Origin of the sequence: Streptomyces hazeniae (assembly GCF_031845485.1) — a bacterium.
GTDB lineage: Bacteria > Actinomycetota > Actinomycetes > Streptomycetales > Streptomycetaceae > Streptomyces > Streptomyces hazeniae.
Genome location: NZ_JAVREQ010000001.1, coordinates 713,074 through 724,965, shown reverse-complemented (window position 1 = coordinate 724,965; position 11,892 = coordinate 713,074). Strand labels below are relative to the sequence as shown.

The window sequence follows — 11,892 nt, the reverse complement described above, 5'->3', positions numbered from 1 at the left end:
CCGCGCCTGCGCCGGAGGGGGAGCCGGGCGGGCGCGGACCGCGGAGCCGGAAAGGTCGTGCGGGTGGCCTGACGGCGGGTCAGCGGATCACGAGCTGCTGACCGGGAAGAATGAAATCGGGGTCGTCGCCGACGACCGAGCGGTTGTCCTCGTAGATCTGCTGCCAGGTGGTGCCGTAGGCGACGGCGATGGCGCCGAGGGTGTCACCCGAGCGGACGGTGTAGTCCGACCCGGTCGGCTGCACCGGTTGCACGGGCTGGGACTGCTGCTGGGGAGCCGACGGTGCCGCCGGCTCCGGCGCCTGCTGCTCCGGCGCCTGCTGCTCCGGCGCGCCGGTGTCGGGGGCCACCTCCGCGGGGGGAGCCCCTGCGGTCAGCCCGCCCTCGCTGCCGCAGACCGGCCAGGCGCCCGGGCCCTGCATCTCCAGCAGTTTCTCGGCCACGGCGATCTGCTCCTGCTTGCTGGCCAGGTCCGCACGCGGTGCGTACTGCGTGCCGCCGGCGGCCTCCCAGCTGGACTGGGAGAACTGCAGCCCGCCGTAGTAGCCGTTGCCGGTGTTGATCCGCCAGTTTCCGCTGGACTCGCATGCGGCGACCTGTTCCCAGGTGTCGACGGAAGCGGCTCTGGCGTTGGACGCCGACATCAGCGGAAGCGCGACCGCGGCTCCCGCCGTGCTCACCAGGGCCGCGACGCGTGCGCGGGTGCTGGACAGGTGTGCCCGGTACTTGCCAGTGAACAGCATGTTCGTCTCCTCACCGACGCCTGCGAGGTGAGCTGTCGGGCTCGGGCCGGAGAGTGCCCGTCCGTCCGCTGACGCGGGCGGATACGCCCCGAGCCGCTCCCTCCTTCGGGTGCGGCGGCCTACCTGGGTCCCCCGCTCCTGCCTACGGCGCTCACGCGACGAAGTGTCCCCGGCCGCCGGCAGGATTCGGCGTGACGGCCGCGGTGCCCGTCAGGCGACGAGCGATGCGACCGTAAGCACATCGCACCGGAGTGTTCAAAAACCGACATACAGGGCGTCCGGGCGTTCCGGTGTTGCGCCGAACCGGTGATTCCGCAGGTGGTGACGGTGTGTCGGACGTGCCTGCCGCCGCGGGAGCGTCACTCCTCTGGAGGGAGGCCGAACGCGCCGCCGCAGGCCTTCTCCTGACGTGGCGTCGAGCCGGCCGGTCGCGCTCGGGGGTCGGTTCGCCGGGAGGGAGGGGCCGGACGTTCACCTTGTGAAGAGACGGAGTGCGACCGTGGAAGTGCCGGGCCGGAGTCGTGGGTGTTACAGCTGATGCGCACGTGTCGGCTACGTGTGGGTAGCACACCGGAGAAGCTCAGGTCCAGCTCAAATCGCCATCGGCCTTCCCGGCATAGCGGGAGGTAGGGCGACATCCCGGGCGCCTTCTCTTTGTGAAGGGCCATTGACCGGTCTCAAGTCGGTCTGTAACTCTACGGAACGCAGGCGGTGTGGTCGACCGCCTTGGATCTCCACCCTGGAGCAACGCCGAACGGGGGTGAACCGACAGGGGTGGAGCACGGCAGAGCGTCCGAGAGGATTCTGCTGTTCGTTTGAATTTGTGCCGACACTGGGGTTGGAGGGTGGCACCCTCCGGGGCGTTATCGCGGTACGGGCCAGTGTATGTTCACATTCAAGCTGGGACTTCGGCGTGCCTGGAAACCACGGGCTCACCGGGTCCACGCGGGGAGTTCAAGCAGTGACAATTCGCATCCTAGTGGCCGACGAACGTCGCCTGATCTCGGAGACCCTGGCCGAAACCCTCAAGCAGGTACGGGACTTCGACGTCGTGGAGACCGTCAACGACAGCCGGCAGATCGTCCCGGCGGTGCTGCGCGTACGTCCCACCGTCGCCGTCCTCGGCGCGACCACCACGGGTCGCGACGAACTCCACCTCGCCGACGAACTGCGCGCCGCCGCACCCGACTGCGGCATCGCCGTCATCGCGGCCGAGCCCAGCAGAGCGGTCCTGGACCGCGCCGTGGCCGGCGTCTTCAGCGTCATCCCGAACCACGCCCGTTTAACTCATCTGGTGCATGCCATCCGGGGCATCGTGGCGGGTTGTCCGACGATCGACCCGTCCCTGCTCCGCCCTCCCTCCCGCAACAGCCGCCAGCTGAACGACCGGGAGAGAGAAGTGCTGAGACTGACGGCCGGCGGAGCACCGATCAAGGAGATCGCCGCAGAGCTCTACCTGTCACCCGGCACGGTCCGCAACGTCACCTCCAGCGCGATCAAGAAGCTGGAGGGGCGCAACAGGTTCGACGCCGCCCGGATAGCGAACAGCCGCGGCTGGCTCTGACCACGCCATCGCCTCAGCCCCTCTCCTCGGTCCTCCACGTCCGGCGCCCCGCCGCGACGCACGCCCGGATGACTCCGGACGCCGCCGGTGCGCCGCTGCGGTGACGTCAGCTTGCGGCGACCCCCGGCCGGTAGGCGACCGGAACGGACGGGACGGTGACCGATGTCATGCCACTCGCGACAGAAGTCAGCAGCCTCCCGGGCGGCGTTGTGTCCGCCCCGCGGCGTGGACATCCTCTGTGCCTGAGATGTGGAGAGAAGGCAGAGCGGTGCGCGTTGCAGGAGTGGAGGACCGGCCGCGCATCGCTGTGGTCGGTGCCGGTATCGGCGGACTGGCACTGGCGGCCGCACTCACCGCGTCCGGTACGCGGTGCGAGGTCTTCGAGCGGGAGCGGGAGTCGGCCGGGGACGGCGCGGGTGAGGAACTCGCGCCGAACGCGGTCCGCCCCCTGTGCCGGCTCGGCCTCGGACCCGTACTGAGGGCCTGCGCCGTCCGCGTGGAGGCGACCGAGATCCGCGGATGGGACGGCCGTCCCGTCGCCCGCATCCCCCACGGCGTTCCCTGCGAACGGCTCTTCGGCGCGCCCTACTACACCGTCCGGCACACCGACCTCCGCGCCGCCCTGCGCGCAGGCGTCCCCGCCGGGGCGTTGCACACCGGCCGGACCGTGACGGGACTGACCGAGGACGCCGACGGCGTGACCCTGCACTGCGCGGACGGCGGCACGCACCGCGCCCACGCGGTCGTCGGCGCCGACGGCGCACGGTCCGCGGTGCGCGCCGCGATCAGCCCCGAGACACCGGCACCCAGGCCGGCCGGACTCACCGTTCACCAGGGTCTGTTGCCCGTCGAACGCCTGCCCCGGGCGGTGGCACGGGACGCCCTCGTCCGGCGCTGGCTCGGCCCCGGGGCCCATCTCGTCTGCTACCCCGTCGCCGGGGGCGCCCAGGTCGCCTTCACCGCCACCGCGCTCCGTCCGGACGACCCGGACGCGGCGGACGCCCCCGGGCCGGCCGATCAGCCGGCCGATCAGGGGACCGCGGTCGCCGAACCCAAGGATCTCGTCCAGGACTTCGGGCACTGGCGCGGCATCCCCGCCCAGCTCGCCACCGCGGCCGCCCGCGGCGCGGGCACCGTACGACGCCTCGTCCCGCAGGAGTGGGAACCGCCGGCCCGCTGGAACACCCGGCGTACGGCGCTGCTGGGCGACGCGGCGCACCCCGCGCTGCTCCTCGGCCCGCAGGGCGCCGCACAGGCGCTGGAGGACGCCTTCGACCTCGCCGCATGCCTGGCCGGGGAGCCGCGCGACGGACTGCCCGAGGCGCTGGCCCGCTACGCGTCGTTGCGCGCGCCGCGCGTGGCCGCGGTGGAAGCAGCCGCACGCGAGGACGGCGCGGGCCTGCTGCTGCCCGACGGGCCGGAACAGCGGGCCAGGGACCTGGCGCTGCGAGGTCGTTCCACCCTCCAGCACCTCGCCCCGCTCTACGCCTACGACACCGGCCGCCCCGGACAGGGGTACGCGACCGTCGGTTAGGGGTTGTCGCACTCCGGGGCCTGCGCTGGAGTGGACGTGTGTCTGAGAACCGGCCGGGAGGGCTCTTCGCCGTCAGCGACCTGCACGTCCGTTACGCCGAGAACCGGCGGATCGTCGACGAGATCAGGCCGCAGTCGGACGAGGACTGGCTCATCGTGGCCGGAGACGTCGGCGAGATGGCGGCCGACGTGGAATGGGCGCTGCGCACGCTGAGCCGTCGCTTCGCCAAGGTGGTGTGGACGCCGGGCAACCACGAGCTGTGGACCGTCCCCGACGATCCGCTGCAGCTGCGCGGCGAGAAGCGGTACCGGCATCTGGTCGAGATGTGCCGGGCCCTCGGCGTGGTCACGCCCGAGGACCCGTACCCGCTGTGGGAGGGCCGCGGCGGGCCCGTCGTCGTGGCTCCGCTCTTCCTGCTCTACGACTACACCTTCCGCCCGCACGGCACCGCCGACAAGACGGAGGCCCTGCGGGTCGCCGACGAGGCCGGAGTCATCTGCTCGGACGAGTTCATGCTGCACCCCGACCCGTACCCGAGCCGGGAGGCCTGGTGCCGCGCGCGCGTGGCGGCCACCGAGGCGCGCCTTGCGGAGATCCCCGCCGACCGGGACACCGTCCTGATCAATCACTGGCCGCTGATCCGCGAACCCACACGCGTGCTGTGGCACCCGGAGTTCGCGCTGTGGTGCGGAACGACCGCCACGGCCGACTGGCACCGGCGCTTCCGGGCCCGGACCGTCGTCTACGGACACCTGCACATCCCCCGGGCCATCAGCCGGGACGGGGTCCCTCACCGGGAGGTCTCCCTGGGCTACCCGCGCGAGTGGCAGCGGCGGCAGGGCGTGCCCGGCCGGCTGGTGCCCGTCCTGCCCGAGGCCGAACCCGCGCGTTCCCCTTCCTGACCCGATCCGGCTCGGGGCCCGGGCCGTCGCAGAGTTGGAGTGGTGTGAGATGAGCGTCCCGCACGGCGGCACCGAGGATGCGCCGCCCGCCGCCACCACACGGCGCCTGGTCACCGGACTGCGGGCGATGCGGGAGCAGGCTCATGCAGGGCCGAGTGAGCGGGCGACGGAGGCGCAGCATGCGAAGGGCAAGCTGACGGCTCGGGAGCGGATCGATCTGCTGATGGATGCGGGGTCGTTCCGTGAGGTGGAGACGTTGCGGCGGCATCGTGCGTCGGGGTTCGGGCTGGAGGCGAAGCGGCCGTACACCGATGGTGTGGTGACGGGGTGGGGTGAGGTCGAGGGGCGGACGGTGTTCGTGTACGCCCACGATTTCCGGATCTTCGGTGGTGCGCTGGGGGAGGCGCATGCGGCGAAGATTCACAAGATCATGGATATGGCGATCGCGGCGGGTGCGCCGTTGGTGTCGTTGAACGACGGTGCGGGGGCGCGGATTCAGGAGGGTGTTTCGGCGCTGGCGGGGTATGGGGGGATTTTTCAGCGGAACACGCGGGCGTCGGGGGTGATTCCGCAGATCAGTGTGATGCTGGGGCCGTGTGCGGGGGGTGCGGCGTATTCGCCGGCGTTGACGGATTTCGTGTTCATGGTGCGGGAGACCTCGCAGATGTTCATCACGGGTCCGGATGTGGTGCAGGCGGTGACCGGTGCGCAGGTGTCGCAGAACGGTCTGGGTGGTGCGGACGTGCACGCGGCGACGTCGGGCGTGTGTCATTTCGCGTACGACGACGAGCAGACGTGCCTGGAGGAGGTCCGGTACCTGCTGTCCCTCCTCCCGCAGAACAACCGCGAACTGCCGCCGTCCGCCGACTGCGAGGACCCCGCGGACCGGCGGAGCGAGGCGCTGCTGGAACTCGTCCCCTCCGAGGGCCAGGTGCCCTACGACGTGAGGGCGGTGATTTCGCAGCTCGTCGACGACGGTGAGCTGCTGGAGGTCCACGAGCGGTGGGCGGGGAACATCCTGTGCGTGCTGGCGCGGATGGATGGCCAGGTCGTGGGGATCGTGGCCAACCAGCCGCAGGTGCTGGCGGGTGTGCTGGACATCGAGGCCAGTGAGAAGGCGGCGCGGTTCGTGCAGATGTGCGACGCGTTCAACATCCCGATCGTGACGCTGCTCGACGTCCCCGGCTTCCTTCCGGGGGTGGACCAGGAGCACGGCGGGATCATCCGGCACGGGGCGAAGCTGCTGTACGCCTACTGCAACGCGACGGTGCCGCGGATCTCGGTGGTGCTGCGCAAGGCGTACGGGGGTGCGTACATCGTGATGGATTCCCAGTCGATCGGGGCGGACCTGACGTTCGCGTGGCCGACGAACGAGATCGCGGTGATGGGCGCGGAGGGCGCGGCGAACGTGATCTTCCGGCGGCAGATCGCGGCGGCGGACGATCCGGAGGCGATGCGGGCCCGGATGGTCAAGGAGTACAAGGCGGAGCTGATGCATCCGTACTACGCGGCCGAGCGGGGGCTGGTCGACGACGTGATCGACCCGGCGCAGACGCGGCAGGTGCTCGTCGACTCGCTGCGGATGCTGCGCAGCAAGCACGCGGACCTGCCCTCCCGCAAGCACGGCAACCCGCCCCAGTGACAGGTGTCATGGAATTCGCCGCGCCGGCCTGAACCCCACCGGTGACGGGCCCCGATTTGACCCGCCGACGTCATGACGGTGCGACCTGCGACGGAGGGCGCCCGCGGCGCCGCCCGCCCGGATTGGTCACGTCCAATGACGGTTTCCGGGGTGGCACGGAGTGCCTTGGGCAAGGGTTTACAGTCCGCTGACCGCCGCCTAGTGTTCCGGACGTGACCAGGGCTCGACGACCACGAGGAACCAGGTCACAGCATGACTGAGAGAACGTCAGGTTGCCGGCGCACCTCGACTGGAAGAATTTTCCACGGAAGTCCGGTCGGCGGCCTCGCTCCCTTCTTGGCATTCGGAATGGAATTGCGGGGGAAGGTGTATCCCGACAATGTTGGTGGAACGAGAAAGTGAAACCAGATTTCTCGAGACGGCATTCTCGGAATGCGTCCAGGGGCATGGCCGCATCGCGCTGATCAGCGGAGCCGTCGCCAGCGGGAAGACCGAGCTGCTGCGTTCCTTCACCGACGCGTGCGCGTCCGACGGCGGCCTGGTCCTGTCCGCCACGGCCAGCACGGCGGACCGTGAGGACGCGTACGGCGTCGTCCGCCAGCTCCTCGACTGCGTGCCCGCCGACGCACCGGGCCTGGACGAGTTCGCGGTGCAGGACGTCGGCCCGGACACCGCCCGGGCGGCCGCCACCGCCCTGCTCGACCTCTCCGCCACCGCACCGCTGGTGATCGTCGTCGACGACGTCCACTTCACCGACCGTGCGTCCATGGAATGGCTGCTGCGGCTCGCCAACCGCATCCGCTCCGAACGCATCGTGCTGACCCTCGCGGAATCCGCCTCCAACTGGCCGACGCACGCCGGCTGCCGTATCGAACTGGTCCGTCAGGCGCACTTCCGCCGCATACGGCTGGCGCCCCTCAGCATCGGCGGCGTCTGCGAGGTCCTCTCCCGGCACCTCGGCCCGGAGGCGGCCCGGAGCATCGCCGCCGAGGTCCACCGCACCACCGGCGGCAACCAGCTCCTCGTCCGTGCGCTGGTCGAGGACTACTTCGACTCCCTCGACCACGTCGGCGGCGGTGCCTGGGAGGTCGGCGAGAGCTACCGGCAGGCCGTCCTCACCTGCCTGCACCGCAGCGGGCCCGAGGTGCTGGAGGCCGCCCGCGCCATGGCGGTGCTGGACGCGACCGGTTCGGTGAGTCGCATCGCCCAGCTCCTCGACCGCGACCCGCACGCCGTGACCCGGGCCCTCCAGGGGCTCGACACCGTGGGACTGGTCGCCGACGGCCGCTTCCGCCACCCGCACGCCCGGTCCGCCGTCTACGACGACCTCGACACCGGGGATCTCGCCGACCTCCACACCCGCGCAGCCCGCCTGATGTGCAAGGACGGCCACTTCAGCGAGGTCGCCGAGCACCTGGTCTCCGCCCGCTGCGTCAACGCCGACTGGGCCGTCGCCGAGCTCCGCCGCGCCGCCGAGGAGGCCCTGGCGGAGGACGACGAGAAGTCGGCCGTGCGCTACCTCGAGTTCGCCCTGTCGGTGTGCGGCGACCCCGAGGAGAGCGCGGCGCTGCGCCTGCGGCTGCTGCGAGCCGAACGACGCAACGACCTGGAGGCCGTCGACCGGCACTGGCAGCAGCTGATGCGCGCCCACCACGCCGGTCTGCTGGACGCCTCCCAGCTCACCGCACTGCTGCGGGTGGGCATGTGGCACGGCCGGATGCGGGACGGCGCCGAGATCATCGACCACCTCGCGGCGGCCACGCCGCCCCGCAGCGAGCACGCCGAAGCGGTGCTGACCAGCACCCAGCACTGGCTGCGGCACGCCTTCCCGCACTTCCTGCCGCACGGAGCCGAACTGGCCCCCCGGGACGCCGACCGTCCCACCGCCCGGCCGCCCGGCCGGAAGACGCAGGCCGCCACGCTGCTCAGCGTCCTCTTCACCGAGGGTCCGGAGGAGGACGAGCGGTGCAGCCGGGTCGCGGAGCAGATCCTCCAGAGCACCCCGCTCTCCGACGACTCCATCGAACCGGTGGCGTCCGCGCTCCAGGCGCTGATCTTCACCGACCACCTTCCGCTGGCCGCCCGCTGGTGCGACGAACTGCTCGCCGAGGCGGCCACCCGCAAGGTCGCCTGGTGGCAGGCCATCCTCGCCGGCTGCCGCGCCGAGATCTCGCTGCGCGGCGGCGAACTGGCCGAGGCCGAACGGTACGCCGCCCGTGCGCTGTCGCTGATCGGCATGTCCGGCTGGGGTGTCGTCGTCGGCGCCCCGCTCGGGATGCTGCTGCGGGTCTCCACCGCGATGGGCGACTTCGACAGCGCCCGCGCCTACCTGCGCAAGCCCGTGCCCGAGGGCACCTTCCAGACCCGGTACGGCCTCCAGTTCCTCCAGGCGCGCGGCCATTTCTACCTGGCCACCGACCGTCTCCAGGCCGCCCTCGACGACTTCCGCTACTGCGCGGAGCTGATGACCTCCTGGGGCATCGACGCCCCCGCCTTCCTCCCCTGGCGCAACGACCTGGCCGAGGTGCACCTGCGCATGGGGGACAAGCAGACCGCGCGCCGCTACGCGGAGGAACAGCTCGCGCTGGACGGCACCCGCCGCGGCCGTGCCCACGGCACGGCGCTCCGCCTGCTCGCCGCGACCTCCGGTGTCCGGGACCGGCTGCGGCTCCTGCAGGAGGCCGTCGAGGTGCTCCAGGCCTGCGGCGCCCGGCTGCAGCTCGCACAGGCGCTGCACGACCTGGGCCGGGCGCACCAGGCGGCCGGCGAGGTCGGCAAGGCCCGCATGATCTCCCGCCGGGCGGCACGCCTGGCCCGGGAATGCGGCGCCCCGCAGCCTCCGGCGCAGCCCGCGGCCGCGAAGGAGGAGGAGCCCGCCGTCCTCCTCCCGTCCGACGCCGACCGGTGGCCGGTCACGCCGCCGGCACCGGTCAAGGCGACGGACGTGCTCACGCTCTCCGAACGCAAGGTGGCCGCGCTCGCGTCCCTCGGCTACACCAACCGGGAGATCTCCGCGAAGCTCTTCATCACCGTCAGCACCGTGGAACAGCACCTGACGAAGGTCTTCCGCAAGCTCAAGGTGAAGAGCCGCACGGATCTCCCCGTCGAGCTGGAGCTCGAACTCGAACTCGCTCCGCCTTCCGTGCGGTGAGGACATTCCCTGGTGAACCCCCTACAAGGGGGGTGCCGGGGCTGCCGCCGCGCAGGCCGGCTCCCTAGGCTCCGGGCTGAGCCCGGGGCCTCCCCGGGAGAGTCGGTACACCGCTGTCGCACGGTCATGGCCCCCCATCCATGGAAAGCTGATGATTGAACAGATTCTGCCGACGCACGTCGCCACCTTCGACACGTTCCACGACCGGCCCGACGCCTATCTCTTCCCGGAGGAGAGGGCACTGATACGGGATTCGGTGGAGTCCCGAAGACGCGAGTTCATCACCGGCCGGCACTGCGCCCGCACCGCCCTGACCCGCCTCGGCGTCGCCACCCCGCAGCCGCTGCCCCGCGGCCCCCGGGGTGCCGTGACCTGGCCCGACGGGGTCACCGGAACCATCACCCATTGCCGCGGCTACCGCGCCGCCGCCGTCGCCGACGTCTCCCGCACCGTCTCCCTCGGCATCGACGCCGAACCGGACGCACCGCTTCCGGAAGGCGTTCTGGAAGCCGTCGCCCTGCCCGAGGAACAGGTGGCGGTCAAGGAACTGCTCGGCGACCTGCCCGCCGTGCACTGGGACAAGCTGCTCTTCAGCGCCAAGGAAAGCGTCTACAAGACGTGGTTTCCGATGATGCGCCGTCCGCTGGAATTCGAGGACGCCCTCATCACCTTCGACCCCGCCGACGGGGAGTTCACCGCTCGACTGCTTCCGCACGCCGTACGCGGCATTTCCGGAGCGCCCGAGGAATTCACCGGGCGCTGGGTCGCCGCACACGGCCTGCTGGTCACCGCCATAGCCTTCCCCGCACGCGTCCCCGCCGGCGTGGGAGTGGGCGCCGGCCGCGACGCACGGCGCGCCGGCGACGAGGTGTTCGCCTGAGGAGCACCCTCGCCCCCCTGACATGCCGGTGGCGGCGCCCCACGCAGGGGCGCCGCCACCGGCATTGTCACCGTCCCGCGTCAGACGCCCGGGAACTCCCCGGTGCTCGCCGCCACGGCGTCCCGCAGGGCCCCGACGATCCGGTCCACCTGCTCGGCGGTGACGATCAGCGGCGGCGCCACCGACAGCACGGTCCCCTCGCAGCGCACGATCACGCCGGCGGCCGCGCACGCGGCCTGCACCTCGAAACCGCGCGCCATGGAGTCGAACTCGACGCCGACCATCAGGCCGAGCCCGCGCACGTCGCGCACGCCGTCCAGGGAACCGATCTGCTCCCGCAGCCCGCTCTGCAGCCGGTCGCCCATCGCCGCGGCGTTCTCGACCAGGCCGTCCTCCTCGATGACCCGCAGCACGGACAGCGCCACCGCGGTGCCGAGGCCGTGCCCGCTGGTGGTGTGGCCGTGGCGCAGGCCGCCCAGCATGGGGTCGGTCGCGAACACGTCCGCGATCCGCTCGGTCATGGTGACGGCGGCGAGCGGCGCGTACCCGCTGGTCAGGCCCTTCGCCATGGTGACCAGGTCGGGCGTGATCCCCTCCCGCTGGTGGGCGAACCAGGCGCCGGTGCGGCCCAGCCCGGTGGTCACCTCGTCGAGCACGAGCAGGACGCCGTGCCGGTCGCAGATCTCGCGCACCGCGCGGAGGTAGCCGTCCGGGAGCGGGCGGATGCCGCCCACACCGAGCACCGGCTCGACGAAGAACGCGGCGACGGTGTCGGCGCCCGCCGCGAGGATGGCCTCCTCCAGCGCCTCCGGGCCCGGGACCACGCACTCCTCGTGCTCCGCGCCCGCGGCGCACGCGCCGCAGCGCGTCGGCGACGGGATCTGGACGAAGCCCTCGGGGCGCGGCCCGCAGCCGGTCCAGGCCATGGGGTTGGCCATCATGGCGGTGGCCGCGGTGGTGGTGCCGTGGTAGCAGTCGGCGAGCGAGATGATCGTGGTCCGCTCCGGGCGCCCGCTGATCGCGTGGTACATGCGGACGATGCGCAGCGCCGCCTCCGTCGACTCCGAACCGGAGTTGCAGAACAGCGTCCGGGTCAGCGGCTCGCCCAGCAGCTCCGCCAGGCGGGCGCCCAGCAGCACGGCCGGCTCGTTGGAGGCGCCCAGCAGGGCGTACGTCATCAGCTTGCCGGCCTGCTCCGAGAGGGCGTCCAGCACCCGCTTGTTGCCGTAGCCCAGGGTGGCGTTGAACTGGCCGCTGCGGCCGTCGAGGTAGGTGCGGCCGTGCGCGTCGGTCACCTCGCAGCCCTGCCCGGCGACGATCATCAGCTGTTCCGAGACCCCGTGCGGGGTCCACGGGTGCAGCAGGTGACGGCGGTCCAGGGCGACGAGCTCGTCACCGCTCGGCGAGGTCGGTGCGGTGGACGGGGTGTCGTTCATCGGCGGTATCTCCAGGGGAAGACCGGGGGAGTCGGGTGCGT

General features: G+C 71.8%; 8 protein-coding genes and 1 riboswitch. Of the genes, 6 read left to right on the top strand and 2 right to left on the bottom strand.

Going from position 1 to position 11,892, the window contains the following annotated elements; all coding sequences use genetic code 11:
• Positions 1-79: 79 nt before the first annotated feature.
• Entirely contained in the window at positions 80-742 is a 663-nt protein-coding gene (locus tag RM572_RS02925; protein ID WP_311671655.1) for a transglycosylase family protein, read from the bottom strand.
• Between the two features lie 2 nt (positions 743-744).
• Positions 745-902: riboswitch (cyclic di-AMP (ydaO/yuaA leader) on the bottom strand.
• An 801-nt stretch (positions 903-1,703) separates the two neighbouring features.
• On the opposite strand from RM572_RS02925, the gene RM572_RS02920 reads away from it, so the two are divergent.
• The 6 genes from RM572_RS02920 (at position 1,704) to RM572_RS02895 (ending at position 10,415) form a co-directional block, all read left to right on the top strand.
• The gene (locus RM572_RS02920; RefSeq protein ID WP_311671654.1) at positions 1,704-2,306 is read left to right on the top strand and encodes a response regulator transcription factor; all 603 of its coding nucleotides are present in this window, start codon (positions 1,704-1,706) and stop codon (positions 2,304-2,306) included.
• A 268-nt stretch (positions 2,307-2,574) separates the two neighbouring features.
• Complete coding sequence (locus tag RM572_RS02915; protein WP_311671653.1) at positions 2,575-3,840, top strand: FAD-dependent monooxygenase; 1,266 nt, start codon at positions 2,575-2,577, stop codon at positions 3,838-3,840.
• 38 nt (positions 3,841-3,878) lie between these two features.
• Positions 3,879-4,742, top strand: a complete 864-nt coding sequence (locus RM572_RS02910; protein ID WP_311671652.1) for a metallophosphoesterase family protein — start codon at positions 3,879-3,881, stop codon at positions 4,740-4,742.
• Positions 4,743-4,791: 49 nt separating this feature from the next.
• Positions 4,792-6,384 carry an acyl-CoA carboxylase subunit beta gene (locus RM572_RS02905; RefSeq protein ID WP_311671651.1) on the top strand — a complete coding sequence of 531 codons (1,593 nt, stop codon included), beginning with the start codon at positions 4,792-4,794 and terminating at the stop codon, positions 6,382-6,384.
• A gap of 379 nt (positions 6,385-6,763) precedes the next feature.
• Positions 6,764-9,535, top strand: coding sequence for a helix-turn-helix transcriptional regulator (locus tag RM572_RS02900; protein WP_311671650.1), 2,772 nt, complete (start codon positions 6,764-6,766; stop codon positions 9,533-9,535).
• A gap of 151 nt (positions 9,536-9,686) precedes the next feature.
• Complete coding sequence (locus tag RM572_RS02895) at positions 9,687-10,415, top strand: 4'-phosphopantetheinyl transferase family protein (protein ID WP_311671649.1); 729 nt, start codon at positions 9,687-9,689, stop codon at positions 10,413-10,415.
• A gap of 80 nt (positions 10,416-10,495) precedes the next feature.
• On the opposite strand, the gene RM572_RS02890 is transcribed toward RM572_RS02895, so the two are convergent.
• A complete protein-coding gene (locus RM572_RS02890) occupies positions 10,496-11,851 on the bottom strand; it encodes an aminotransferase family protein (RefSeq protein ID WP_311671648.1) in 1,356 nt (451 codons plus the stop codon).
• Positions 11,852-11,892: the final 41 nt, after the last annotated feature.